General features: G+C 68.2%; 24 protein-coding genes. 13 read left to right on the top strand and 11 right to left on the bottom strand.

The features are described 5' to 3' along the window. Positions 1 to 142 precede the first annotated feature (142 nt). Together FV220_RS16535 and FV220_RS16530 are read left to right on the top strand one after the other, a co-directional pair. The gene (locus tag FV220_RS16535; protein ID WP_147832620.1) at positions 143 to 790 is read left to right on the top strand and encodes a DUF1214 domain-containing protein; all 648 of its coding nucleotides are present in this window, start codon (positions 143 to 145) and stop codon (positions 788 to 790) included. Further along, the gene (locus FV220_RS16530) at positions 787 to 1,389 is read left to right on the top strand and encodes a hypothetical protein (RefSeq protein WP_026176270.1); all 603 of its coding nucleotides are present in this window, start codon (positions 787 to 789) and stop codon (positions 1,387 to 1,389) included. The genes FV220_RS16535 and FV220_RS16530 overlap by 4 nt, the downstream gene beginning before the upstream one ends. A gap of 37 nt (positions 1,390 to 1,426) precedes the next feature. Here the strand turns inward: FV220_RS16530 and FV220_RS16525 are convergent, their stop codons facing one another. Both FV220_RS16525 and FV220_RS16520 read right to left on the bottom strand, forming a co-directional pair. Continuing rightward, entirely contained in the window at positions 1,427 to 2,170 is a 744-nt protein-coding gene (locus tag FV220_RS16525) for a hypothetical protein (protein ID WP_056143336.1), read from the bottom strand. Between the two features lie 123 nt (positions 2,171 to 2,293). Next, the gene (locus tag FV220_RS16520; protein WP_056143127.1) at positions 2,294 to 2,545 is read right to left on the bottom strand and encodes a hypothetical protein; all 252 of its coding nucleotides are present in this window, start codon (positions 2,543 to 2,545) and stop codon (positions 2,294 to 2,296) included. Positions 2,546 to 3,048: 503 nt separating this feature from the next. Between FV220_RS16520 and FV220_RS16515 the strand changes: the two genes are divergently transcribed. The 4 genes from FV220_RS16515 (at position 3,049) to FV220_RS16500 (ending at position 6,476) form a co-directional block, all read left to right on the top strand. Continuing rightward, on the top strand, positions 3,049 to 3,339 hold the full coding sequence (locus tag FV220_RS16515; RefSeq protein WP_018045813.1) for a hypothetical protein: 291 nt from the start codon (positions 3,049 to 3,051) through the stop codon (positions 3,337 to 3,339). 147 nt (positions 3,340 to 3,486) lie between these two features. Further along, the gene (gene gshB / locus FV220_RS16510) at positions 3,487 to 4,437 is read left to right on the top strand and encodes a glutathione synthase (RefSeq protein WP_147832618.1); all 951 of its coding nucleotides are present in this window, start codon (positions 3,487 to 3,489) and stop codon (positions 4,435 to 4,437) included. 123 nt (positions 4,438 to 4,560) lie between these two features. Further along, positions 4,561 to 4,986: a GtrA family protein gene (locus FV220_RS16505; protein WP_244474475.1), complete on the top strand. Its 426-nt coding sequence runs from the start codon at positions 4,561 to 4,563 to the stop codon at positions 4,984 to 4,986. Beyond that, positions 4,983 to 6,476 (top strand): hypothetical protein, encoded by a 1,494-nt coding sequence (locus FV220_RS16500; RefSeq protein ID WP_056143136.1) that lies wholly within the window; start codon positions 4,983 to 4,985, stop codon positions 6,474 to 6,476. Before FV220_RS16505 ends, FV220_RS16500 begins: the two co-directional genes overlap by 4 nt. Positions 6,477 to 6,545: 69 nt before the next feature. Here the strand turns inward: FV220_RS16500 and FV220_RS16495 are convergent, their stop codons facing one another. From FV220_RS16495 to FV220_RS16480, 4 genes are all read right to left on the bottom strand, one after another. Next, on the bottom strand, positions 6,546 to 7,055 hold the full coding sequence (locus FV220_RS16495) for an OsmC family protein (protein ID WP_056143139.1): 510 nt from the start codon (positions 7,053 to 7,055) through the stop codon (positions 6,546 to 6,548). Between the two features lie 91 nt (positions 7,056 to 7,146). Then, complete coding sequence (locus FV220_RS16490; RefSeq protein ID WP_056143142.1) at positions 7,147 to 7,920, bottom strand: ABC transporter ATP-binding protein; 774 nt, start codon at positions 7,918 to 7,920, stop codon at positions 7,147 to 7,149. 37 nt (positions 7,921 to 7,957) lie between these two features. Continuing rightward, entirely contained in the window at positions 7,958 to 8,788 is an 831-nt protein-coding gene (locus FV220_RS16485; RefSeq protein ID WP_147832617.1) for an ABC transporter permease, read from the bottom strand. A 3-nt stretch (positions 8,789 to 8,791) separates the two neighbouring features. Then, positions 8,792 to 9,706, bottom strand: coding sequence for an aliphatic sulfonate ABC transporter substrate-binding protein (locus FV220_RS16480; protein WP_056143339.1), 915 nt, complete (start codon positions 9,704 to 9,706; stop codon positions 8,792 to 8,794). Positions 9,707 to 9,948: 242 nt separating this feature from the next. Here FV220_RS16480 and FV220_RS16475 point away from each other — a divergent pair, with 242 nt between their 5' ends. Beyond that, on the top strand, positions 9,949 to 12,738 hold the full coding sequence (locus FV220_RS16475; protein ID WP_147832615.1) for a [protein-PII] uridylyltransferase: 2,790 nt from the start codon (positions 9,949 to 9,951) through the stop codon (positions 12,736 to 12,738). A 246-nt stretch (positions 12,739 to 12,984) separates the two neighbouring features. Continuing rightward, the gene (grpE, locus tag FV220_RS16470; protein ID WP_056143153.1) at positions 12,985 to 13,581 is read left to right on the top strand and encodes a nucleotide exchange factor GrpE; all 597 of its coding nucleotides are present in this window, start codon (positions 12,985 to 12,987) and stop codon (positions 13,579 to 13,581) included. Positions 13,582 to 13,644: 63 nt separating this feature from the next. On the opposite strand, the gene FV220_RS16465 is transcribed toward grpE, so the two are convergent. The 5 genes from FV220_RS16465 to FV220_RS16445 all read right to left on the bottom strand — a co-directional run bounded on the left by FV220_RS16465 (position 13,645) and on the right by FV220_RS16445 (position 17,993). Then, positions 13,645 to 14,616 carry a hypothetical protein gene (locus FV220_RS16465; RefSeq protein ID WP_147832614.1) on the bottom strand — a complete coding sequence of 324 codons (972 nt, stop codon included), beginning with the start codon at positions 14,614 to 14,616 and terminating at the stop codon, positions 13,645 to 13,647. A 297-nt stretch (positions 14,617 to 14,913) separates the two neighbouring features. Then, complete coding sequence (locus tag FV220_RS16460) at positions 14,914 to 15,552, bottom strand: 2,3-bisphosphoglycerate-dependent phosphoglycerate mutase (protein ID WP_056143159.1); 639 nt, start codon at positions 15,550 to 15,552, stop codon at positions 14,914 to 14,916. 105 nt (positions 15,553 to 15,657) lie between these two features. Further along, complete coding sequence (gene dapB, locus FV220_RS16455; protein ID WP_147832613.1) at positions 15,658 to 16,455, bottom strand: 4-hydroxy-tetrahydrodipicolinate reductase; 798 nt, start codon at positions 16,453 to 16,455, stop codon at positions 15,658 to 15,660. Between the two features lie 84 nt (positions 16,456 to 16,539). Beyond that, the gene (locus FV220_RS16450; RefSeq protein WP_026176268.1) at positions 16,540 to 17,226 is read right to left on the bottom strand and encodes a MarC family protein; all 687 of its coding nucleotides are present in this window, start codon (positions 17,224 to 17,226) and stop codon (positions 16,540 to 16,542) included. Between the two features lie 32 nt (positions 17,227 to 17,258). Further along, positions 17,259 to 17,993 (bottom strand): class I SAM-dependent methyltransferase, encoded by a 735-nt coding sequence (locus tag FV220_RS16445; RefSeq protein WP_018045799.1) that lies wholly within the window; start codon positions 17,991 to 17,993, stop codon positions 17,259 to 17,261. A 185-nt stretch (positions 17,994 to 18,178) separates the two neighbouring features. Here FV220_RS16445 and gloB point away from each other — a divergent pair, with 185 nt between their 5' ends. The 5 genes from gloB (at position 18,179) to sucD (ending at position 23,235) form a co-directional block, all read left to right on the top strand. After that, positions 18,179 to 18,958, top strand: a complete 780-nt coding sequence (gene gloB, locus FV220_RS16440) for a hydroxyacylglutathione hydrolase (protein WP_147832612.1) — start codon at positions 18,179 to 18,181, stop codon at positions 18,956 to 18,958. Between the two features lie 169 nt (positions 18,959 to 19,127). Beyond that, the gene (locus tag FV220_RS16435; RefSeq protein WP_238254204.1) at positions 19,128 to 19,778 is read left to right on the top strand and encodes a TetR family transcriptional regulator; all 651 of its coding nucleotides are present in this window, start codon (positions 19,128 to 19,130) and stop codon (positions 19,776 to 19,778) included. Positions 19,779 to 20,068: 290 nt separating this feature from the next. After that, the gene (gene mdh, locus FV220_RS16430) at positions 20,069 to 21,031 is read left to right on the top strand and encodes a malate dehydrogenase (protein ID WP_018045796.1); all 963 of its coding nucleotides are present in this window, start codon (positions 20,069 to 20,071) and stop codon (positions 21,029 to 21,031) included. A 114-nt stretch (positions 21,032 to 21,145) separates the two neighbouring features. After that, complete coding sequence (gene sucC, locus FV220_RS16425; RefSeq protein WP_018045795.1) at positions 21,146 to 22,342, top strand: ADP-forming succinate--CoA ligase subunit beta; 1,197 nt, start codon at positions 21,146 to 21,148, stop codon at positions 22,340 to 22,342. Positions 22,343 to 22,350: 8 nt separating this feature from the next. Next, positions 22,351 to 23,235 carry a succinate--CoA ligase subunit alpha gene (gene sucD, locus FV220_RS16420; RefSeq protein WP_056143170.1) on the top strand — a complete coding sequence of 295 codons (885 nt, stop codon included), beginning with the start codon at positions 22,351 to 22,353 and terminating at the stop codon, positions 23,233 to 23,235. Positions 23,236 to 23,376 lie beyond the last annotated feature (141 nt).

The raw sequence follows: 23,376 nt of genomic DNA, 5'->3' as shown, positions 1-23,376 counted from the left end.
CCGCTGGGGAGACCACGGGCGCCGTCGCCGATGGCGCCCGCCCTGTCGGCCGCATCGGCATTCCGTAGCGACGGTGTCCACACGGCCCCAGGATGTCAGCCGCCGCATGAGCACCACAGATCACCCTGCCCGGTCCGGCGCGATGCCCGGCATCGCGGGCGTCGCCGGCCGGGGAAGCCGGGTCTTTCGCGCCGTCCTGAGTCGGACCTCGCGCGTCGGGCTCGTCTTCTACACCCTCGCCCTCGGCGCGGGCTTGGGGTTGGCGACGGCGGATTACGCCACGCGGGGCGGCTATCCGTTCGGTGGCGTTTCGGTGGGGAGCTGGATCGCGTGGCCGCGCACGGGCTCCCTCGGCGCCGACCCCTATGCCCGCGCGGTGAATGCCCGGCGCGGTGAGATTCCCCTGGCGGTGGGAGAGGGGCTGCTTCTCACCGCCTCCCAGGACGACGAGGGCCGCGCCCTCAATGCCGCCTGCACCTACCGGATCGCCGGCGCGACGCCTCCCGCCAGGGCCTGGACCATCACCGTCGCCGGGCGCGGCAAGCGTGACCCCGAACGGCCTGTGCTGCGCGAGGGCTTCACCTCCACGGAGGTTCTGCGCGACGTCGACGGGCGCTTCTCCATCGTGCTCGCTTCGGACGTCCAGCCCGGCAACTGGCTGCCCATGCCGCGCGCCGCCGGGCCGGTGCGGCTCGCGCTCCGTCTCTACGACACGCCGGTGGCGGCCAGCGCCGGCACGGTGGAGCGGTCTGCGGTTCCCACGATCTCCCGCACGGAATGCGCGGAATGAACCCGACCGGCCGTTTCCTTCTCGCGACCCTCGCCGGCCTCGTCCTGGCGGGGCTGGTCCATATCGCCGTGGTGCTCGCGATCCCGAGCCTGTCGGAATCCGACGCCCTGACGAAGGCGCGCACCAGCGAGGCCCTGGACCACGCGATGCCGGTCTATACGCTCTCCACCGGCATCAACCCGGCCCCCACCGAGGCGTGGCTGCCGATCCCCGATCCCTCGGTCGCGGTGGGTATCTGCGCCTACAACCTCGCCGATGGCCCGATGCGGGTCTCCGCCCGGACCGGCGCGCTGATGCTGTCCCTGGCCGTCCATGGGCGGCGGGGAGCCTTCTACGCCGTCACCGACCAGGCGGCGGTTCGCGGCGCCCTGGACCTCGTGATCCTCACCCGCGCCCAATACGACGAGGCCCTGGCCAACGAGGACGAGAACGACGTGAGCCGCGACGTGCGCATCGTCGCCACAGAACGGGAGGGTTTCGTGGTGGTGCGCGTGGTCGCGGCCCTTCCGAGCCAGCGGCAGGCGGCGAACGAGGCGGTCCAGGCCGTCTCCTGCACCATCGACAGTCCCACCGAGGACGCCGCGAAATCCGGCGGCTGACGGCCGACCGACGCCCTGTCCGGGCGGGCGGCCCGTCTCAGTATTTCGCGACGATGGGTCGGGCGGCCTGGGGGGCGGGTGCCTCCACCAATCCGCACCGCGCTTCGGCCGCCGCCGGGAGCAGCGGGTCGAGTATCACCCGGCGCCCGTCGAGACCGGCGAGACTGCGCTCGACCGATACGGCCTCGACCGAGGGGACCTCCACGAGGAGATGCTGCAGGGCGTAGCGGTAACGCTCCGCGCGAACCCCCGTCTCCAGCCGGACCCAGGCCACGAGGCAGCGGTTCTCGGCCACCCGCATGGCGGCCTGCCGGATGCTCTCGTCGTCGAGGCTCTTCACGAAGGGCAGGCTGCGCAGGCGCAGGGTATCGGCATTCGCCACCCGCGCCGCCGTGGCCACGAAGAGCGGGATCAGGCGCGCATCCGCCGTGATGTCGTCCGCCAGTCGGCGATAGCGCGAGACGGGCGAGCGAAAGGGTTCCGCGACCAGGGCGGCATGATAGCTGGTGACGTCGTCCTCGCGCCAGCTCGGCGGCAGCACGCGGGTGCGGGTGAGGTTGGCCAGGGCGTCGGTGAAGGTCTCGCTCTCGGCCGCCGGCATCAGGAAGCGCCAGGCCCGGTCGCGCAGGGTGCGCTCGTCGTCGGTGAGGGAAAAATCCGAGGCCGGCTCGTTGCGGTATTGCGCGGCCAAGGTGCCGGTGGTCGCCACGAGGCTGTTCCAGGCGCTCGGGGCCGGGCGGCCGAAATCGCCTTTCTGGGCGCAGCCGCCCATCAGCAGCATCGCGGCAGCGGATGCGGTCTTGATCAAGCGCCCAGTGGGGGGGACGGGGTGGGACGCCGGCATCGCACTTCCTCGGGTTGACGGTGCCTGCTCGGGCCTCACGGTGACCGGAGGCGTGGGGTGTCAGGAGTGCCGGCGCTGCCGGGGAGCGGATATCGCCGGTTCGGGCATGCGCTCGTAGCGGACGCCGGTGAAAAGCAGGATCTCGCCGCGCGTGGCTCTGTCGTTCTCGTGGTCCCGGCGGAACCGGCGGCCGGAGCCCTGGCGGAACGCCACGACGCTGGCCGTCGGCAGCGGTAGCGAACGGTCTCCCAGACCGACCGATGGCTCACCGGGGTGTGTTTTGGCACTCTGGGACTTGCGGTCAGGCGTCATCGCTGGCGATCCCATCGATCCTCGATACGCACCACCCGAACCCGTCGGAAACGTCCCCTCGAACTCTCCCGGGGCGGATCCCGTCGAATTCTCAATCGATCGTGATGCAGAGCGGAGAGCATCACGAGGTGGTTAATGAAAAGTTTCCGCTCTCCATCGAATCGCGGGAGAGCGCCGGGCGGTGGCGGCAGGGACCGAACCTCAGTGGCAATATCGCCGCAGCCGCGACGCCTGTCGGAACTGAAGCCGCGGAATCTGCTCTGGCGTGCAACTTGCTTTGAATTTTACTGCCCATGGCGGGCGTTTCCTCCCTTGCACTCGGCCCCGCTCCGAAATGAGCGGGGCCTTTTTGTCGAGGGATCTCGAAAAACTGTGACCGGGGCGCCACGCCCATGGTTCCGCTCATATCCAGCCGGAACCGGGACGGTGTCCCGCGCGCTTGCTAAGCCATGGCTGCGCCCGATATGCCGCCACACTCAGATCCGAGCGAAGGACAACGCAGAATGCGCGTGGCGACCACACGATCCTCCAGCCCCTCGAAGGGCCGGTCCCTGGCCCTGAAGGCTGCACCCTTCGCCCTTCTGCTTCTGGCCGCCGGCCCGGCCCAGGCCCAGCGCGAAGACCAGGGCCTGCAACTCGGCTGCGCCAACGATTATTTCCGCCTCTGTGCCGGCGTCGATCCCAACAGCAACGAGGCCGAAAAGTGCATGGAGCGCAACCGTCCCCGCCTGTCGGCCGAATGCCGCAACGCCATCGGCGATTACGACCGTCGCAGCGGTGGCAAGTCCCGGTAAGGGTCAGGCCCGGTCTCCGACATCTCCCGGCAAGAAGCCTGTCGACGGAAGCCAGGCCATCGAATAGGCCTGCGACTCCGGTGGAAGACCGGGGGGCGGCTCCCCCGACCTTCGACCATGCTCGATCGTGAATGAGGCTCGTGCGCCATGGCCCTGACCGTCGCGGTTCAGATGGACCCGATCCAGGCGATCAGGATCGCCGGTGACACCACCTTCGCTCTGCTCTTGGAAGCGCAGGCGCGGGGACACGATCTCCTGTTCTATACGCCGGACCGGCTCTCCATGCAGGGTCAGGTGGTGACGGCGCGGGTCGAGCCCCTCCGGGTCCAGGACGTGGAGGGCGCCCACGCGACCCTCGGGGCCATGCAGCGTGTCGATCTCGCCGATGTGGATGTGGTCCTGATGCGCCAGGACCCGCCCTTCGACATGGCCTACATCACCGCGACCCACATGCTGGAGCGGATCCATCCGCGGACCCTGGTGGTGAACAACCCGGCCGAGGTGCGCAACGCGCCCGAGAAGCTGTTCGTCCTCGACTTCCCACAACTCATGCCGCCGACCCTGATCACCCGCGACAAGGCGGAGATCGAGGCGTTCCGCGCCGAGCACGGCGCCATCGTCATGAAACCCCTGCACGGGCATGGCGGCGCGGCGGTGTTCCGGGTGCTGCCGGAGGACGCCAATTTCGGTTCGATGTTCGATCTGTTCTCGGTGACGTTCCGCGAGCCCTGGGTGGTCCAGCGCTTCCTTCCCAAGATCACCGAGGGCGACAAGCGCATCATCCTGGTGGACGGTGAGCCTCTGGGCGCCATCAACCGTGTCCCGGCGCTCAACGACATCCGCTCCAACATGGTGCGCGGCGGGGCGGCCGCCGCCTCCGATCTCACCGAGCGCGAGCGGAACATCTGCGCCACGATCGGGCCGGAGCTTCGCCGGCGCGGCCTCATCCTCGTCGGTATCGACGTGATCGACGGCAACCTCACCGAGATCAACGTCACCTCTCCCACGGGTATCCGCGCAATCAAGCGGCTCGGTGGACCGGATCTCGCGGTCTCGGTCTGGGATGCGATCGAAGGGCGGCTCTCCGCCTCGGTTTGACGGGATTAAGCCGCCTTTAAGCGCGGCAGCCTAACGCTCGGGGCCGGTTTCAAACCCTCCGGCCCGGTCGATGCACCCCATCACGCAAAGCCATTCTTCCGGCCGGTTCTCCGGAACCTGCCGGTGAGTGGTCGCGCCCTGCCCATACGGCTCGCCCGGATGTTCCTGGTCGGCGGCATCGCGACCCTGCTCTATGCCTGCCTGAGCCTGGTGGGGACGACGGTGGTCGGGCTTCCGCTTCCCCTGGCCTCGCCCCTTTCCTACGCCCTCGCCTCGCTCTGGTCCTATGCCGGTCATCGCTGGCTGACCTTCGGCGACAGACGGCCGGCGCCTCGCGCGGCGTTGCGGTTTTCCCTTCTGACGATGGCCGGCTACGGCGCGGCCGCAGCGATCCCCGCCATCGTCGGCGGGATCTTCGAGGGGCCTTCCTGGCTCTCGATCCTCGCCGTCTGCACCGGGATTCCCGCTGGGAATTACGTGATCCTGAGCCGGCACATCTTTTCCGAGATGCCACAGGATCCTCGACAGCCGGTAGGGCATACGGGATGAGATCCGATCCGGCCTCCATCCCGGTCTCGAGGCAGTCCCCCGGCGGGGCGTCGCGACCGTTCGTGCCGGGGGCGTGGGGAGCCTCGTCGATCCTCGTGTTCCTGGTCGTGGTCCTCACGCTGTCCATCCGCGCCGGTCAGTTGCTCAACGATCCCGACAGCCAGTGGCACATGGCCATCGGCCGCTGGATCGTCGCACATCGCACCGTGCCCTGGACGGACCTGTTCTCCCACACCTTTGCCGGATCGCCCTGGATCGCAAAGGAATGGGCCTCGCAGGTGCTGTTTTATGGGGCCTATGCGGTCGCCGGCTGGTGGGGCGTCTGCATGCTCACCATCCTGGTCGTTGCCGGCTCGCTGGCCGGCCTGCACCTGTGGCTGCAATGCCGTGTTTCCGCCACCGCGGCGCTGTTGGCGATCACGGCCGTGTTCGTGGTCCTCGCGCCGCACCTGCTCGCACGCCCGCACATCCTCACGGTGCCGGTCCTCCTCGTCTGGATGACGGGCCTCGTGGCGGCACTGGAGCGGGGGAGGGCGCCGTCGTTCTGGCTCATCCCGGTGATGGTGGCCTGGGCCAATCTACACGGAAGCTACCCGATCGGCCTCGTCATCGCCGGTATCCTCGCAGGCGAGGGCGTGCTCTCCGGCTCCCGCTCCGAATGGATCGGCAGGGCTTTGCGATGGGCACGCTTCCTCGCCCTCGCCACGGTCGCATCCTGCCTGACGCCCTATGGCTACGTGCCGTTTCTCGTGAATCTCGGCCTGTTCAACAGTGGCGAATCCCTGCCCTTCATCGACGAATGGCAACCCCTCGGACTGAACGGCGCGGGCGTCGTTGCCGTCGCGATGTTCATCGGCAGTATCGTGGTGCTGCTGACAGCCCCCCGAAAAACCCTGTTCCGGCTCGGCGTGGTCACGCTCCTCGGGGTGATGATGATCCGCCACGCGCGCTTCGCGGATCTGTTCGTCCTGGCAGCGCCGATCCTCGTGGCGGGGCCTGCCATGGCGCGATTCCCTGCCCTGCGTGGCGCTCCGACCATCGCCGCCTCACGGGGGCTCGGCCTCATTATCCTGGCCTGTACCGTCGCGGCGATCACGATGGCGGCCCTGGTCTCGCCGCGCCCCAGCGAAGCGATGACGCCACAGGCCGCACTCGACGCGGCGCGCGCACTGCGCCTCACCGGCCCGGTCTACAACGACTACGATTTCGGCGGTTTCCTGATCCGCTCCGGCGTGCCGACCTTCATCGACGGGCGCAGCGATCAGCTCTTCCTCGGCGGCTTCATGAACGGCCTCGACCGGGCGCTCGCCGCATCGGAGCCCGACCGCTTCGCCGCCCTGCTGGCGCGTTACCGCGTCACCTGGGCGCTCGTGCGGCGGGAGGGGCGAAGCGCCGATCAGCTGCGCCGCCTGGAGGGCTGGCGCCTCCTCCATGAGGACGAGACCGCTGCGGTGTATCATCAGGCCGGCGACGCGCCCGCCGCGCGGTAACAGCCCGTATGTCCCCGGCCGAAGCGAATGCCGGCCGGGATCCGCTTCGGACGGAGCGGCCTCGTCGCTTCAGCCCTTCGAGGCGCGGACCGCCAGTTCCGGCTTGTGGTTCAGGGTCTGGAACACGACGCAATAGCGCTCGGTCAGCTTCAAGAGCTGGTCGAGCTTCTCCTGCGGCGCATCGGTGTCGAGGGCGAAGTTCAGGCGAATCGCGCGAAAGCCCACCGGGGCTTCCTTGTCGACGCCCAGCGTGCCGCGGAAGTCGAGGTCGCCCTCGGCGCTGACAGTTCCGGCGCGCAGCTCGATCTCGAGGGCGGTCGCCACCGCTTTGATCGTGACCCCGGCGCAGGCGACCAGCGCCTCGAGCAGCATGTCGCCCGAGCAGAGTTCGAGCCCCGACCCGCCGGTGGCCGGGTGAAGTCCGGCGACGGCGAGCGCCCGGCCGGTCTCGACCTTGCAAGCGATGGAGCTGTCGTCCAGCGTGCCCTTGGCTTTCAGCGTGATGACGGCGGATTCCGGCGCGCTGCGGTACTGGTCTTTCAGCGGGGCCTGGAGCGAGCGCAGGGTGGTGGCGTCCATCGGGTGTGTCCTCGATCGTCTTGGTGCGATTGTGATCTTTTTGTTTGCTTGGGCATCTAACCTGGGATGGAGGCAGACGCCAGAGAAGCCCTCACCACCATTGCGCCGCCTCGGTGGGCGCCGCCGCCTGGGCCGGCTTCAGCGAGCGGTCCAGGGCGGCGAGGATGCGCCGGGTGGCGGCCTCGCTATGCGGCGAGGCCGGATCGCGCGGGCGGGCCAGCGCCAGGGGGATGGCATCGTCCAGGCGGCCGGGCTTGGGGCGCATCACCACCGCCCGGTCGGCCAGCGCCACCGCCTCTCCCACATCGTGGGTGACGATGAGGATCGTCGGCTTCGTCTCCTGCCAGAGGGCGAGGAGATGGCCGTGCAGGTCCTTTCGGGTGAAGGCGTCCAGCGCCGAGAACGGCTCGTCGAGGAGGAGCACGCGCGGGTTCGCCACGAAGGCACGGGCGATGGACACGCGCTGCTGCTGCCCGCCCGAGAGTTCCCTCGGCCAGCGGCGGGCATGTTCGCCGAGCCCGACCATCTCCAGGGCATGGGCGACGCGAGCCCTGCGCTCGGCCTTGGGGAGATGGCTCAGTCCGAAGCCCACATTTTCGGCGACATCGAGCCAGGGCAGCAGGCGGGGCTCTTGGAAGACGAGGCCGACTCCTGGATGCGGCGCTGCGATCGTCTCCCCGTCGAGGGCGATGCTGCCCTCGCTCGCCCGGTCGAGCCCGGCGACGAGCCGTAGCAAGGTGGTCTTGCCACAGCCCGATCCGCCGATGAGCGCCACGATCTCGCCCTGCGGCACGGCGAGGTCGATGCGCTCCAGCGCCCGCGTGCCGTCGGAATAGGTCTTGGACAGGCTATCGAGGGTGAGCATCGCGGGGCGCCAGCCTTCTTCGAACCGGTGAGGGGACCTACAACGTCTCCCGCGCCGTGTCCTGCCAGCGCGTGAGAGGCCGGGTCACGGCGACGAGAACGGTATCGGCGAGCTTGCCGAGGATGGCGAAGGCGATGATCGCGGCGAGGATCTGGTCGGCCTTGCTGAATTGCTGCCCGTCGATGAGGAGGTAGCCAAGCCCTTCGGAGGCTCCCATCAGCTCGGCGGCGACCACGAACAGGAAGCCGAGGCCGAGGCCGGTGCGGAGCGCAGTGAGGGTCGCCGGAAGCACGGCGGGGAGCAGGATGCGCCGTGCGAGCTGCAGGGTCGAGAGCCGGAAGATGCGGCCCACCTCGATCAGCTTGCGGTCGACGGAGGCGATGGCCCCCGCTACCCCGATATAGACCGGGAAGAACACCCCCACCGCGATCAGCGCCACCTTCGGCGTCTCGAGGATGCCGAGCCAGAGGATGAACAGCGGAACCCAGGCCAGGGACGGCACGGCGCGCAACGCCTGGAGCGTCGGATCGAGGATATGGCGGGCGATGGGAAGCGCCCCGGTGAGGGCACCCGCCGCGATGCCGGCCACCGCGCCGAAGGCGAAGCCGAGGGCGACGCGCACCAGCGTCGCCTGAACGTGCATCCAGAGGTCGCCGGATGCGGCGAGATCGTAGAGGGTCACCGCGATCCGGCTCGGCGGGGGCATCAGCCGCCCCTGGGCGAGGCCGGTATGGACGGCGGATTCCCAGCCGATCACCAGGGCGAGGGGCAGGATTAGGCCGAGGGCGACGCGGCCGCCCTGGTCCCATACCGTCTCTCGCCGAGGCTTCGGCGCCGCCTTCGTGTCGTCCGCTTCGGGTCCGGCCACGGATCAGCGGGCGGCAGGCGCGAATTGCGGATCGATCAGCCCGTCCACCGCCGCCTTCACGTCGGTACCGGCGGGGATCACCCCCGCCTGCTGCAGGGCGATGCCGGCGGCGGCGATCGATTCGGCCTGAGCCTTGCCGATGGCGGGCTGGGTCAGGTCGGTGCGCTCGATCTGCCGGGCGATCACCGGTTCGGGCAGCTTCGTCACGGCCACGAGCGCGCTCTTCAGGGCGTCGGGATTCTTGATCGCATAGGTCCGGGCGGTCTCGTAGGCGGCGATCACGGTGCGGACGAGGTCCGGGTTGGCCTTGGCGAAATCCTCGCGCACGTCGAGGACGCCCCAGGTGTTGGCGGCGGCGTCCCGGTAGAACAGCACGTCGTCGCTCTCGATCTCGGAGGCCGCCATCATCGGGTCGAGGCCGGCCCAGGCATCGACATCGCCCCGGTCGAGGGCGGTACGCCCGTCGGCATGCTGGAGCAGGACGAGCTTGGCGTCTTTTTCGGTCAGGCCGGCGCCCTGGAGCGCACGGATGAGGAAGATGTGCGGGTCGGTGCCGCGGGTCACCGCGATGCGCTTGCCCTTGAGATCGGCGGGCTTGGTGATGCCGCTGTCCTTGCGGGTGACCAGCGCCGTCCATTCCGGTCGCGAGAAGACGTAGACCGCCTTGATCGGGTTGCCGTTGATCCGGGCGAGCAGGGCCGCGGCCCCGGCCGAGGACCCGAAATCGATGGCGCCGCCATTGAGGAATTCCAGCGCCTTGTTGGAGCCGAGGGACTGGGTCCAGCGGACCGTGATGCCCTTTTCCTTCAGGGCCTCTTCCAGGAAGCCCTTCTCCTTCAGGATCAGGCTCACCGGGTTGTAGGTCGCCCAATCGAGGCGGATCTCCTTGACCTCCGCCGCCTCACCGGGGCGCGGCATCAGCAGAAGCGACGCGGCGCCGCAGATGACACTCAGGATGGCGCGACGGGACAGAGTCATCGGTCAATCGTCTCCATGGTCCCGGCAGTGACGCGGGGCATCCGAGGTAGCCAGGACCGTTCGTTTCGTCAAACGAATTTTCCGGCAGAGAGAACGATATCCTACGGATTGCCTATCACATCTACGCAGCTGCCTAGCGTTGTCTCTGGTGTCCCTCCGGGAACATGATAACGGGTTTGCGCATGTTCGACGCCGCCGACGCCCTCAAGACGGTCCTCACCACTCTCGACCGCGACGTGCGCGAGGCGACGCAGCTGCGCGCGCTTCTCGTTCCGGAGCTTCGGCGCATCATCGAGCTCGGCCATGCCGATGCCGAAGCCCGGTTGATGGAGGAGCGCGACGGCACCGCCTGCGCCCAGCGGATCAGCAACCTCACCGATGCGGTGATCCGCACGATCCACGATGCGGTGGTGTGGCGGCTCTACCCCAACGACAATCCCTCCACCGGCGAACAGCTCGCCGTGGTGGCCACCGGCGGCTACGGTCGCGGGACGATGGCGCCGGGGTCGGACATCGATCTCCTCTTCCTGCTGCCCTACAAGCAGACCGCCTGGTCCGAGAGCGTCGTCGAGGCGATGCTCTACGTGCTGTGGGACCTCAAGCTGAAGGTCGGCCATGCCACGCGCTCGGTGGAGGAGTGCCTGCGCGAGGGGCGGGCCGACATGACGATCCGCACCTCGCTCCTCGAGGCGCGCTACCTCTTCGGCGCGAGGGCGCTGTACGAGGAGCTGGTGACCCGGTTTGACACCGAGCTCGTCATGTGGACGGCGCCGGAATTCGTCGAGGCCAAGCTGCGCGAGCGTGACACCCGCGTCACGAAGGCGGGCGCCTCGCGCTACCTCGTCGAGCCCAACGTCAAGGACGGGAAGGGCGGCCTGCGCGACCTCAACACCCTGTTCTGGATCGCGAAATATACCTACCGCGTCCGCGACCAGAGCGAACTCGTCCCCGCCGGCCTGTTCACGCCGGAGGAGTACCGGGTGTTCGAGCGCTGCGAGGAGCTGCTCTGGCGCGTCCGCTGCCACATGCATTTCGTCACCGGCCGGTCCGAGGAGCGCCTGTCCTTCGGCCTGCAGCCGAGGATCGCCGAGCGCTTCGGCTACGAGCCGCGCGGCGGCCTATCGGGCGTCGAGCGCTTCATGAAGGCGTATTTCCTGATCGCCAAGGAAGTGGGCGATCTCACCGCCATCGTCTGCGCCGCCCTCGAGGCCCGCCACGCCAAGCGCACCCCGGTCCTCGACCGCTGGATCGGCCGCTTCCGCGATCGCTTCCGTGCCACCGCCATCGAGGCGGAGGATTTCATCGACGATCACGGCCGGATCAACCTGCGCACGGCGGATGCCTTCTCGCGGGATCCCGTGAACCTGATCCGCCTGTTCTGGCTCGCCGACCGCCACAACCTGCCGATCCATCCGGATGCGACGCGGGCCGCCACCCGTTCGCTCCGGCTCATCGGGCATTCCCTGCGCTCGGACACGGAAGCCAATGGGCTCTTCCTCGACGTGCTGACGTCGAAGAACTCACCGGAGACGATCCTGCGGCTGATGAACGAGGTCGGCGTGCTCGGCCGGTTCATCCCCGATTTCGGCCGTATCGTCGCGCTGATGCAGTTCAACATGTACCACCATTATACGGTGGACGAGCATCTGCTGCGGTCCGTCGGCGTCCTGGCGGCCATCGATTCCGGCACGGTCTCCGAGGACCACCCCATCGCCACGCGGCTCATCGACACGATCAGCCACCGGCGCGCCCTCTACGTCGCGGTGCTCCTGCACGACATCGCCAAGGGGCGCCCGGAAGACCATTCCATCGCCGGCGCGGCCATCGCCGAGAAGATCGGCCCGCGCTTCGGCCTCACCCAGACCGAGACCGAGATCGTGGCCTGGCTGGTGGAGCACCACCTGCTGATGTCGATGACGGCCCAGAGCCGCGATCTTTCCGACCCGAAGACGATCCAGAAATTCGCCTCCGTGGTGCAGACCATGGAGCGGCTGAAGCTCCTGATGATCCTCACCGTCGCGGACATCAAGGCGGTGGGACCGGGCGTGTGGACCGCCTGGAAGGGGACGCTGCTGCGGACCCTCTACGACGAGACCGAGGTGCTCCTGTCGGGCGGTCATTCCGAGATCGCCCGGACCGACCGGGTCCGCCTCATCCAGATGGGACTGCGCGAGCAGCTGGCGGATTGGGATCCGGCCTTCTTCGACGCCTATTCCGCCCGGCACAACCAGGCTTACTGGCTGAAGGTCGACGCCGTCCGCCAGTTCAAGAATGCGGGGTTCGTGCGCGGTGTCATGGAAGACGGGCGCACCGTCGCCACCGTCTACGAGACCGATCCGACCCGGGGCGTGACCGAGATCACGATCTACTCGCCCGATCACCCGCGCCTTCTCGCCATCGTCACCGGGGCCTGCGCGGCGCTCGGCGGCAACATCGTCGACGCACAGATCTTCACCACCACCGACGGCTTCGCCCTCGACTCGATCTTCATCTCCCGCGCCTTCGAGCGGGACGACGACGAACTGCGCCGCGCCAAGCGCATCACCACGGCGATCGAGCGGGCGCTGAGGGGCGAGATCCGCATCGCCGATCTCGTGGCGGACCGGCACCCGCCGAGCAACCGCTCCAACACCTTCCTGATCCCTCCGGACATGGCGATCGACAACGCCCTGTCGAGCCGGGAGACCGTGGTGGAGATCACCGGCCTCGACCGGCCGGGCCTGCTCTACGAGCTGACCACCGCCCTCGGGCGCCTGAGCCTCAACATCACGTCGGCCCATGTGGCGACCTTCGGCGAGCGGGCGGTGGACGTCTTCTACGTCACCGACCTCACCGGGACCCGCGTCACCCAGCCCGACCGGCAGGCCGCGATCCGCAACGCGGTGATGGAGATCTTCGCCAGCGACGTTGCCGCTTTGAGGGCGGAGGGGCTGGAAGCACTGGTGGAGTCCCCGCCTCCGCGGGAAGCCTGAGCCCCCTGCAGGCCTGAATCTCGCGGGGGGCTGAGGCGGAGAAGAGGGGCGGGACGGCGCTCGGCTTGATTTCATCCCGCGCGCGTCTGATATCAGCTGCGATCCCGGAGCATGGTGCCGAACCCCGTCGAGCGGGTTCTCGGCGCCGTGCCCGGCCCCATTCCGATCGACCGCGTGCCGACGGTCTCCGGCGACAGAGACCGGCGACTGGCGCGGGGCGAGCAACCTTGCGATCGACGAAGAGCGATGATGGCGAACGACATGGAGCATGACGGGCAGCGCGCCGAGACGGCGCCGGAGACCGACGTGAAGCCCGAGGCGCGCGCGGAGGACAACGCCGTCGCCTTGGCGAGCCTGATCACCGAGCGCGACGAGCTGAAGGATCGCGTCCTGCGCACCTTGGCCGAAATGGAGAACCTGCGCCGGCGCACCGAGCGCGAGGTCGCCGATGCGCGGACCTATGCGGTCACGAATTTCGCGCGCGACATGCTGAACGCGGCCGACAACATCCGTCGTGCGCTGGAGAGCGTGCCGGCGGAGGCCGCCTCCACCGCCGAGGGTCCGCTCAAGGCGCTGATCGACGGGATCGAGCTCACCGAGCGCGATCTCGCCAAGACCCTGGAGCGGCACGGGGTGAAACTCATCGAGCCTCAGGGCCAGCGCTTCGATCCCAACCGGCATCAGGCGATGTTCGAAGTCCCCAATGCCGAGGTCCCGAACGGGACGGTGGTGCAGGTGATGCAGTCCGGCTACGTCATCGGCGACCGGGTCCTGCGCCCGGCCCTCGTGGGTGTCGCCAAGGGCGGACCCAAGGCGGCGGCCAATCCTGCGGATGCCGCCTGAGGCATCCGCCCGAACGAATGGCCTCGTCCCGGATGGTGCGTCCGCGACGAGGCGACGAGGCCGTTACTTCACCTCGACGCTGTCGATGACCTCCCGGAACTTCGACAGCATGGCGCTGCGCTGGTCGGCCCGCACCACGCCGAGCGCGCGGAGGTAGCCGTCCGGCGCGAAGCGGATGGTCTGGGACACCACCACCGGCGTGTTCGAAGGGCCGTCGACCGCGCGGGCGACGATCTCGTGCCAGTCGACGCCGTTCTGGCGGTAGGTCTGCGAACGCTCGACCGCGAAATCCTTCATCGTCTGGTTCGAATAGAGCGCAGCGCGGGCGAAGGCATCGCGCTGTTCCGGCTGCGGCGGCTGCTGGACTGCCTGGGCCAGGACCAGGATGGGCTGTTCGAGATTCAGCATCTGGTCCTTCGGGCCTTGCGTCATCAGGACCGAATTGCCCGCGAGCACCCGGACGGGCCGGAACCCGGCCGACTCGCGGATGCGGAACGGCAGGGCCGCGACCTGCTCGTCCAGGGTCAGTTCCGGCCGGATCTTCACGCTGGTCAGCATGTTCCGCATGGTTTCCGGCGTCTCGGCATCCGGCACGGTCTGGGCGATGATGATGCCCGTGACCGTGGTGTCGCCGACGAGCAGGAGCCATTTCTTGATGGCCGGGGTGGCCGCGCCCTCCGGAGCCGGCTGCTCTCCCGTGAAGAGTACCGCGTCCACGTCGCCCGCGACCTTGATGGCCTCGCGCGTCGCGACGACGAACCCCTGCGTGCGCAGGTTCTCGTCGGTGAAGCTCTTCTCCAGGTCGACGAAGGCCGTCGACGGCAGCTCGACGATGGAGAGCGTCGCGCCGCCTTCCAGCCGCTCGAATCCCGAGAACCGCTTGGACAGCGCCATGTCAGAGGCCGGCGTGAAGCCGAAGCGCGAACTCGGCGGGAAGATCGCATCGGCGGCCCCGGCCACGGAGATGGCGCCCGACGAGAGCCCGGCGATCAGGGCCAGTGCCACGACCGGACGGACGAGATTACGCAGACGCATCGGATCCATTCTCCGCGACGGAGCCGCCTCTCGCGGCTCCGGGCCATGTGTTCGAATGCGAGACGTCTCCGTTCAAGGCGAAGGGCTCGCGCGGCCTCCGTGAGGAAGGCTCGCCGACGATGGGTCGGCCCACGCCTTCCCGCTGTCAAGCGTTGCGGTCGCCCCGCGACCGGGCCGTGGCTCCACGCCGCTGGCCCCGCGTCTCTCGGATGAGGGAGGGAGGGCACAGAGGCGTTCCGGATGTCCGTTCCCGAACTACGCACCGATGCCCGGCGCGGCCTTCGCCGCACTTTGCATTCAGGCGTCGTGGTCGATGTCCCTCTCGAGCACGGCCTTGCTCTCCACCGTGGTGTCGGATTTGAGCTGGTAGACGAGCGGGATGCCGGTGGCGATCTCGAGGCTGGCGATGGTCTTCGTGGTCATGCCGTCGAGCACCATCACGAGCGCGCGCAGCGAATTGCCGTGGGCGGCCACCAGGACGCGCTCGCCGGCCATGACGCGTGGCAGGATGGTCTGGATGTAATAGGGCAGCACGCGCGCCGCGGTGTCTTTCAGGCTTTCCCCGCCGGGGGGCGGAATGTCGTAGGACCGGCGCCACTGGTGGACCTGGGCGTCGCCCCAGCGCTCACGGGCATCGTCCTTGTTGAGGCCCGACAGGTCGCCGTAATCGCGCTCGTTGAGCGCCTCGGACCGGACCGTCTCGATGCCGCCCTGGCCCATCTCCTCCAGAATCAGCGCGCAGGTATGCTGCGCCCGCTGCAGGTTGGAGGTGAAGGCGACATCGAACGCATAGCCCTGCTGCTTCAGCCAGCGGCCGGCGGTCCTGGCCTCGGTGATGCCGAGCTCGGTGAGTTGCGGATCGCGCCAGCCGGTGAAAAGCTTCTTGAGGTTCCATTCGCTCTGGCCGTGGCGAGCGAGGACGAGCAGGCGCTCCATCGGACGTCCATCCTATTTCTCGGTGAATGGTGCGACGCAACAGAATCTGCGCCTGCGGGGCTGGTGTACCGGCCGACCTGAACAGTCAATGACCGGGCGCTCGTATCAGAGCCCGAGGACGTCGGCCATGCCATAGAGGCCCGGAGGTTTGTCATGGGCCCACAACGCCGCCCGCACGGCGCCACGGGCGAAGATCGCGCGATCCTCGGCATGGTGGCTGATGGTGATGCGCTCGCCGGGGCCGGCGAAGGTCACGCTGTGGTCGCCCACCACCGTGCCGCCGCGCAGGGTGGCAAAGCCGATATCGCCGGGACGCCGCGCGCCGGTATGGCCGTCACGGGTGGAGACACGGGTCTCGGCGAGGCTGACTCCGCGCCCCTCCGCCGCCGCCTCCCCGAGGAGGAGCGCCGTGCCGGAGGGCGCGTCCACCTTCATGCGGTGATGCATCTCGACGATTTCGATATCGAAATCCTGATCCAGCGCGGCGGCGACCTTGCGCACCAGCCCGGCGAGCAGATTCACGCCTAGCGACATGTTGCCCGAACGCACGATGCGGGCATGGTGCGCCGCCGCAATGAGCTTGGCGATGTCCGCGTCGGCGAGGCCGGTGGTGCCGACGACGTGGACGATGCGGGCCTGGGCGGCGAGTTCGGCAAAGAACGTCGTGGCGGCCGGCGTGGTGAAGTCGAGGACGCCGTCGGTGGCGGCAAAGACCGTGAGCGGATCGTCGGAGACGGCGACGCCGAGGGGCGGCAGGCCGGCCAGCGCCCCCGCATCCTGGCCGAGGGCCGGCGAACCCTCGCGCGCGACGACGCCGCTCAGGGTGCATCCCTCGGCTTCCGCCACCGCCCGGATCAGCATCCGCCCCATGCGCCCCCCGGCGCCGACCACTGCGAGCCGCATCCTGTCGCCCTTCCTCGAAACGTCGCGCCTGCGGTACAGCCTCGGCCGGCCTATGCCAAGGCGAGGGGGATGAGGGGTGAAAGCTCAGTGTCTCGTGGCGAGGATCGGTCCGAGCACGTCGCCGACGCCGTTCACGGTGATCTGAGTTCCGATGCAAAGCAGCAGGAAGGCGAAGAGCCGGCCGAGGACCCGCGCTCCCACCGGGCCGATGGCCGTCACCACCCTGTCGGCCGAGCCGTAGGTGAATCTCACTAGGATCGCGATGGCGAGGGCCGCCAGCGACATGCCGAGATAGAAGCCGATGCGGTCGGGGCCGGGAGCGGGCCGGTTCGACCCCAGGGCGATCGCTACCGCGATGGTGCCGGGGCCGGTGGTGAAGGGCAGGGTCAGGGGGAAGAACGCCACGTCGGCGACGCTGTCGGTAGTGTCATGGGTCGCCTCGGCATGTTTCCGGGCCTCGCGGACCTCGGGTGCGCTGAGCAGCGTCCAGGCGGAGGCCGCGACCACGAGGCCGCCGGCGATCCGCAGCGCACCCAGGGACACCCCGAAGAAGTTCAGGATCGGCGCCCCCGCCCATAGTGCAGCTAGCATGATCAAGGCGGAGTAGAAGCCGATGCGCTTGGCGATCTCCACCCGCTCCTGATGCGAGTTCTGGGCGGTGATCTGTGAGAAGATCAGCGCCGAGCCCACCGGGTTGACGATCGAGAACAGGCTGGAGAAGGCGAAGACGAAGCTGTGGAGCGCCGCCTCCGGGTCGATGAGGCTGAACATGGAAGCGAATGCCTTGAAGCGGGTGTTCGGGTTCAACCCGGAGAAGGGGTGGGAACGAGGACCCTCGCCGGAGCGAAGCGGGCGGCCCGTTGCACCTGACGGACCGCCACCGGACGGTAGAGTTGCTTCGTGGCGTCGATGACGTGGAGGCCTGCGAAGGGGAGGGAGAGGCCGGTGCCGACCTTCTCCCAGGCGCCGGCCGTCCTCAGCCAGAGCCGGCTGTTCACCGGAGGCATGTAGAGGGCCTCGGCCCATCCTTCCGGCGAGAACTGGGTGGTCCGCATCAGCCGTCCGAGCTGGGAGCGGCTGTAGGGCTGGCCGTGGCCGAACGGCGTCGTATCGCGGCGGGCCCAGACCCCGCGCCGATTGGGCACGACGAGGATCATCCGCCCGCCGGGCGTCAGCACTCGCCAGACGTCCTGCAGCAATTCGGTGGGGCTCTCCACCGATTCGAGGGCGTGGACCAGGATCACCCTGTCCACCGCCGCTTCCGGCAGGGGCATCATGGTCGGGTCGGCGAGGGCCGAGCAGGATCGTCCGCCGCCGGGCCAGTTCACGACGCCCTGGGTCGCCGGCATGAAGGCGAGGGTGCGCTCGGCGATCACGTGGACCGGCCCGAGATAGGGCGTCGCATAGCCGAGGCCGAGAACCCTCAGGCCCGAGACCGAGCCGAGGAACCCATGGATCGCCCGCCCGACGATGCGATGGGTCACACCGCCCAGCGGGCTGGCATAGAAGGCGCGCAGATCGGTCACGTCGAGGCGCATGGGGCGGCTTGCTCCGGCGCGGCCGGACGTTGTCGAGGTTGCAGGGTTCTTTGACGCAGGGTCGGAATCGGATCAATGGGGACGAGACCGTTCGCCCACAAGCCGGCATGCCGCGGAGGGCGGAACTCCTCGCCGCCGCGTCCGGTTCTTCCGCGAGCGACCCGCGCCACAGACAGGAACGCCTCGTGACCGTCTCCCGCCCCGAGATCCGCACCTTCCTCTGCCGCAGCGACAACATCGGCGTGCTGATCCGCGACCCCGCGACCGGAGCCTGCGCCGCCATCGACCTGCCCGAGGCGGCTCCCGTGCTGAAGGCCCTCGACGAGACGGGCTGGACTCTCACGGATATCCTCGTGACGCACCGGCATCTCGACCATGTGGAGGGGATTCCGGAGGTGAAGCGGCGCACGGGTGCGAGGGTGACCGCTCCGCGCAAGGCGGGCCCGGACGTGCCGGAGGTGGACGTCTCCGTCGCCGAGGGGGATCTCGTCAGGGTTGGCGACCTCGAAGCCGAAGTCTGGGAGACGCCCGGCCATTGCCTCGACCACGTCACCTACTGGTTCGCGGAGGCGGGGATCGTGTGCGCCGGCGACACTCTGTTCACCCTCGGCTGCGGACGGGTGCTGGAGGGCCGCCCCGAATCGCTGTGGCACTCGCTCGAGCGGTTTCTTCTCCTGCCCGACGACACCCAGGTCTTCAGCGGCCACGATTACGTCCTCGCCAACGCCCGTTTCGCCCTCGCCGCCGATCCCGACAGCCAGTCGTTGAGGGATCGCATGGCGCAGGCTGAGGAGGCCAAGGCAGCCGGCCGCTTTCTCGTTCCGACGACGATGAAACACGAGCGGGCGACCAATCCATTCCTCCGTTCCACGGAGCCCGCTTTGGCTAAAGCAGTGAATCTTTCGCCTAATTCACCCGCTGAGGTAGTGTTCACTGCATTAAGGGCCTGGAAGAACAGCTTCTGACCGGCTATGGCCCTCTTGCTGTCTCGGACTCAGCGAGACGAGCGGGGGCGACGCCGACTCCGGATACGGCCCGCCCTCCTTATCAGCGCCGGCTGGAGTATCGATGGAGACGGCAGGTACGTCCTTTGTGGTCGGCTATGATTCGGCCGGCAGCGATGATGCTTCACCCATGATGGGTCTTCGTCCACCCGACAGGTCCAAGGCCCGAATTGGCCGGTCCAGCCCCGCACCGCTCTCGGTGGATGCCCGCCTCCTCGCGATTGCGACGGAACACTTGGCGCGCCTCGGGCACAAACGGGTGACGGTCGTGGCCGTGGCCGCCGAAGCCGGCATGACCCACGCCAACGTCTACCGATATTTTCCTTCCAAGGACGCCCTGCTCGATGCCGTCGCAGGGCGCTGGCTCCGGGATGTGGAAGCGGAACTCGCCCGCATCGCCGATGCGCCCGACCCCGCCGACGACAAGATCGAGCGCCTGCTGATGGCCCTGGCGAGCGCCCAGCGCGAGGTGCTGGCGCGGGAGCCTAACTTGTTCGCGGTTCATCTCGATGCGACAGTTGCGGCACGGCCCATCGCCCGGCGTCATCGGGTGCGCCTGCGCAGCCTGGTCGAACGGGTGGTGGAGGAGGGGATCGCGGCGGGCGCCTTCGTAGCCCGGGACCGCGAACGGGCGATCGCCTACATCTTCGACGCGAGCTACCGGTTCACCCATCCGCTGGCGATGCAGCACGATTCCGACCTGCCCGTCGACCTGATTCAGGCACGCTTCGGCGCCGTGATCCAGGCCATCCAGAAAGTGCTACGGATGGGCGCACTTTAGGCAAAGTGACAATTATCTCAGCCTGTCACCGAAGCTTTGCCGTCGAACCGGCGGGAGCTTCGGCCGCCTAAATCCTTCGACCAACAGGATTTTATCTCGGCCGTCTTCGTTCGGCCCGATCCGCCTCTGGCCCGAACTCTGCTTGGCGCCGACCACGTCGGGTTGAAGCATGGGGACTTTTCCGCCACACCGTCGCGGCGAAATCAACGTGCGATCGCGACCTCGACAATCAGCCCGTCCGTTCGGACGGAGCATCGCGGATCGGCACCGATACTGGAGGTTCGTTTTCCATGGCACGCAGCAAGATCGCGCTCATCGGCGCCGGGCAGATCGGCGGAACCCTCGCGCATCTGGCGGGCCTGAAGGAACTCGGCGACGTCGTCCTGTTCGACATCGTCGATGGCGTTCCCCAGGGCAAATCCCTCGACATCGCGGAATCCGCTCCGGTCGACGGGTTCGATGCCACCTATACGGGCGCCAGCGATTATTCGGCCATTGCCGGGGCCGACGTGGTGATCGTCACCGCAGGCGTGCCACGTAAGCCCGGCATGAGCCGCGACGACCTGATCGGTATCAACCTCAAAGTGATGGAAGCCGTCGGCACCGGCATCAAGGAGCACGCTCCGGACGCGTTCGTGATCTGCATCACCAACCCGCTCGACGCCATGGTCTGGGCCCTGCAGAAGTTCTCCGGCTTGCCCACCAACAAGGTCGTCGGCATGGCCGGCGTGCTCGATTCGGCGCGCTTCCGCCACTTCCTGGCCGACGAGTTCAAGGTCTCGGTGGAGGATGTCACCGCCTTCGTGCTCGGCGGCCACGGCGACGACATGGTCCCGCTGGTGCGCTACTCCACCGTGGCCGGCGTGCCGCTGCCGGACCTCGTCAAGCTCGGCTGGACGACCCAGGAGAAGCTCGACGCCATGGTCGAGCGGACCCGGAAGGGCGGCGGCGAGATCGTGAACCTGCTCAAGACCGGCTCGGCCTTCTACGCCCCGGCCGCCTCCGCCATCGCCATGGCCGAGAGCTACCTGCGCGACAAGCGCCGGGTGCTGCCCTGCGCCGCCTATCTCAGCGGCGAGTACGGAATCGACGGCATGTATGTCGGCGTCCCGATCGTGATTGGTGCCGGCGGTGTCGAGCGCGTCCTCGAGGTGGAATTCAACGCCGACGAGAAGGCCATGTTCGACAAGTCGGTGGGCGCCGTGAAGACCCTGATCGAAGCCTGCAAGACCGTGAACCCGGCGCTGGCCTGAAATCTCACAAGAAGCGTCGCGCGTCGGCGGGTTTCCCGTCGGCGTGAACGAGGCCGGTGTGTCGTGTCTTCCAATCCCGCGCGTTGCCGCGGGACGAGGCGAGGAAATTTCCTAATGAACATCCATGAATATCAGGCGAAGGCGGTGCTCAAGGAGTTCGGCCTGCCCGTCTCCCGCGGCGTGCCGATCTTCAAGCCGGAAGAGGCCGAGGCAGCCGCCAAGGAGCTGGGCGGTCCGGTCTGGGTGGTGAAGTCGCAGATCCATGCGGGTGGACGTGGCAAGGGCACCTTCAAGGGCGCGCCCGCCGGTGCCAAGGGCGGCGTGCGCGTCACCAAGTCCATCGACGAGGTCAAGCAGTTTGCCGGCGAAATGCTGGGCCAGACGCTGGTCACGATCCAGACCGGCGAGGCCGGCAAGCAGGTCAACCGCCTCTACATCGAGGAAGGCGCGCAGATCGCCGCCGAGTTCTACCTGTCGATGCTCGTCGACCGCGAGACCGGACGGGTCGCCTTCGTCGTCTCCACGGAAGGCGGCATGGATATCGAGACCGTGGCGCACGACACGCCCGAGAAGATCATCACCTTCTCGGTCGATCCTGCCACCGGGATCATGCCGCATCACGGCCGGGCCGTCGCCAAGGCTCTCGGCCTCACCGGCGCGCAGGCCAAGGAAGCCGGCGACCTCACCACCAAGCTCTACGCGGCTTTCACCGCCAAGGACATGAGCATGCTGGAGATCAACCCGCTGGTGCTCACCGGCGACGGCCATCTCAAATGCCTGGACGCCAAGATCTCGTTCGATTCGAACGCGCTGTACCGTCATCCGGACATCGTGGCGCTCCGCGACGAGACCGAGGAGGACGCCAAGGAGATCGAGGCGTCGAAATACGACCTCGCCTACATCGCGCTGGATGGCACCATCGGCTGCATGGTCAATGGCGCGGGCCTGGCCATGGCGACGCTGGACATCATCAAGCTCTACGGTGAGGAGCCGGCGAACTTCCTCGATGTCGGCGGCGGCGCGAGCGAGGAGAAGGTGACGGCGGCGTTCAAGATCATCACCGCCGATCCGCAGGTGAAGGGCATCCTCGTCAACATCTTCGGCGGGATCATGAAGTGCGACGTGATCGCCAACGGCGTGATCGCCGCGGTGAAGACGGTGGGCCTCGAAGTACCCCTGGTGGTGCGACTGGAGGGCACCAACGTCGAGAAGGGCAAGGAGATCATCCGGAATTCCGGCCTCAACGTGATCCCCGCCGACGACCTCGACGATGCCGCGCAGAAGATCGTCGCCGCCGTGAAGAAGGGCTGAGAGTACCCATGTCCATCCTGATCGACGCGAACACCAAGGTCATCTGCCAGGGCTTCACCGGCAAGAACGGGACCTTCCACTCCGAGCAGGCCATCGCCTACGGCACCAAGATGGTCGGAGGCACCTCACCGGGTAAGGGCGGCGCGAGCCATCTCGGCCTCCCGGTCTTCGACACCGTGGCCGAAGCCCGCGAGGCGACCGGCGCGACGGCATCGGTCGTCTATGTACCCCCGCCCGGTGCCGCCGATGCCATCTGCGAGGCGATCCAGGCGGAAATCCCGCTCATCGTCTGCATCACGGAGGGGATTCCGGTCCTCGACATGGTGCGGGTGAAGCGGTCGCTGGAGGGCTCGAAGTCGCGCCTCATCGGGCCGAACTGCCCCGGCGTCGTCACCGCCGGCGAGTGCAAGATCGGCATCATGCCGGCCAACATCTTCAAGCGCGGCTCGGTGGGCATCGTCTCGCGCTCCGGCACGCTGACCTACGAGGCCGTGTTCCAGACCTCGAATGCCGGTCTCGGCCAGACCACGGCGGTGGGCATCGGCGGCGATCCGGTGAAGGGCACCGAGTTCATCTCGATGCTCGAACTGTTCCTCGCCGACGACAAGACCGAGTCGATCGTGATGATCGGCGAGATCGGCGGTTCCGCCGAGGAAGAGGCGGCGCAGTTCATCGCCGACGAAGCCAGGCGCGGCCGCAAGAAACCCATGGTCGGCTTCATCGCCGGCCGCACGGCCCCGCCCGGCCGCCGCATGGGCCATGCCGGCGCCATCATCTCCGGCGGCAAGGGCGGCGCCGAGGACAAAATCGCGGCGATGGAAGCCGCCGGCATCCGAGTTTCGCCCTCGCCGGCACGCCTCGGCAGCACACTCGTCGACGTCCTCAAGGGTTGAGGCTGACGGGAATCTGTCACTTGTGTTGCGGTGCAAAATCGTCCCGCAGCCTCTATCTAGGAAGCGACGCGGCCTGATCGCCGCGTCGACTCGGACATCCCCATCTAAGCGCCCATCGGCGCCACGGGGGGGAGCAGGGGC

It is taken from the genome of Methylobacterium sp. WL19, assembly GCF_008040005.1.
Classification (GTDB): Bacteria; Pseudomonadota; Alphaproteobacteria; order Rhizobiales; family Beijerinckiaceae; genus Methylobacterium; species Methylobacterium bullatum.
Note: the sequence above shows the minus strand (reverse complement) of the source record. Positions and strands in the feature narration are given on the sequence as shown.

What these genes read in the sequence shown, in the direction of transcription:
- FV220_RS16460 (WP_056143159.1), bottom strand. Translation starts at nt 15,552, where the DNA reads ATGGAGCGCCTGCTCGTCCTCGCTCGCCACGGCCAGAGCGAATGGAAC.
- FV220_RS16490 (WP_056143142.1), bottom strand. Translation starts at nt 7,920, where the DNA reads ATGCTCACCCTCGATAGCCTGTCCAAGACCTATTCCGACGGCACGCGG.
- FV220_RS16535 (WP_147832620.1), top strand. Translation starts at nt 143, where the DNA reads ATGCCCGGCATCGCGGGCGTCGCCGGCCGGGGAAGCCGGGTCTTTCGC.
- dapB (WP_147832613.1), bottom strand. Translation starts at nt 16,455, where the DNA reads ATGCGGCTCGCAGTGGTCGGCGCCGGGGGGCGCATGGGGCGGATGCTG.
- gshB (WP_147832618.1), top strand. Translation starts at nt 3,487, where the DNA reads ATGGCCCTGACCGTCGCGGTTCAGATGGACCCGATCCAGGCGATCAGG.
- FV220_RS16525 (WP_056143336.1), bottom strand. Translation starts at nt 2,170, where the DNA reads ATGCTGCTGATGGGCGGCTGCGCCCAGAAAGGCGATTTCGGCCGCCCG.
- FV220_RS16450 (WP_026176268.1), bottom strand. Translation starts at nt 17,226, where the DNA reads ATGTTCAGCCTCATCGACCCGGAGGCGGCGCTCCACAGCTTCGTCTTC.
- FV220_RS16530 (WP_026176270.1), top strand. Translation starts at nt 787, where the DNA reads ATGAACCCGACCGGCCGTTTCCTTCTCGCGACCCTCGCCGGCCTCGTC.
- FV220_RS16495 (WP_056143139.1), bottom strand. Translation starts at nt 7,055, where the DNA reads ATGGACGCCACCACCCTGCGCTCGCTCCAGGCCCCGCTGAAAGACCAG.
- FV220_RS16480 (WP_056143339.1), bottom strand. Translation starts at nt 9,706, where the DNA reads ATGCCGCGCCCCGGTGAGGCGGCGGAGGTCAAGGAGATCCGCCTCGAT.
- FV220_RS16465 (WP_147832614.1), bottom strand. Translation starts at nt 14,616, where the DNA reads ATGCGTCTGCGTAATCTCGTCCGTCCGGTCGTGGCACTGGCCCTGATC.
- mdh (WP_018045796.1), top strand. Translation starts at nt 20,069, where the DNA reads ATGGCACGCAGCAAGATCGCGCTCATCGGCGCCGGGCAGATCGGCGGA.
- FV220_RS16445 (WP_018045799.1), bottom strand. Translation starts at nt 17,993, where the DNA reads ATGCGCCTCGACGTGACCGATCTGCGCGCCTTCTATGCCAGCCCGCTG.
- FV220_RS16515 (WP_018045813.1), top strand. Translation starts at nt 3,049, where the DNA reads ATGCGCGTGGCGACCACACGATCCTCCAGCCCCTCGAAGGGCCGGTCC.
- sucD (WP_056143170.1), top strand. Translation starts at nt 22,351, where the DNA reads ATGTCCATCCTGATCGACGCGAACACCAAGGTCATCTGCCAGGGCTTC.
- grpE (WP_056143153.1), top strand. Translation starts at nt 12,985, where the DNA reads ATGATGGCGAACGACATGGAGCATGACGGGCAGCGCGCCGAGACGGCG.
- FV220_RS16520 (WP_056143127.1), bottom strand. Translation starts at nt 2,545, where the DNA reads ATGACGCCTGACCGCAAGTCCCAGAGTGCCAAAACACACCCCGGTGAG.
- FV220_RS16435 (WP_238254204.1), top strand. Translation starts at nt 19,128, where the DNA reads ATGATGGGTCTTCGTCCACCCGACAGGTCCAAGGCCCGAATTGGCCGG.
- sucC (WP_018045795.1), top strand. Translation starts at nt 21,146, where the DNA reads ATGAACATCCATGAATATCAGGCGAAGGCGGTGCTCAAGGAGTTCGGC.
- FV220_RS16475 (WP_147832615.1), top strand. Translation starts at nt 9,949, where the DNA reads ATGTTCGACGCCGCCGACGCCCTCAAGACGGTCCTCACCACTCTCGAC.
- FV220_RS16500 (WP_056143136.1), top strand. Translation starts at nt 4,983, where the DNA reads ATGAGATCCGATCCGGCCTCCATCCCGGTCTCGAGGCAGTCCCCCGGC.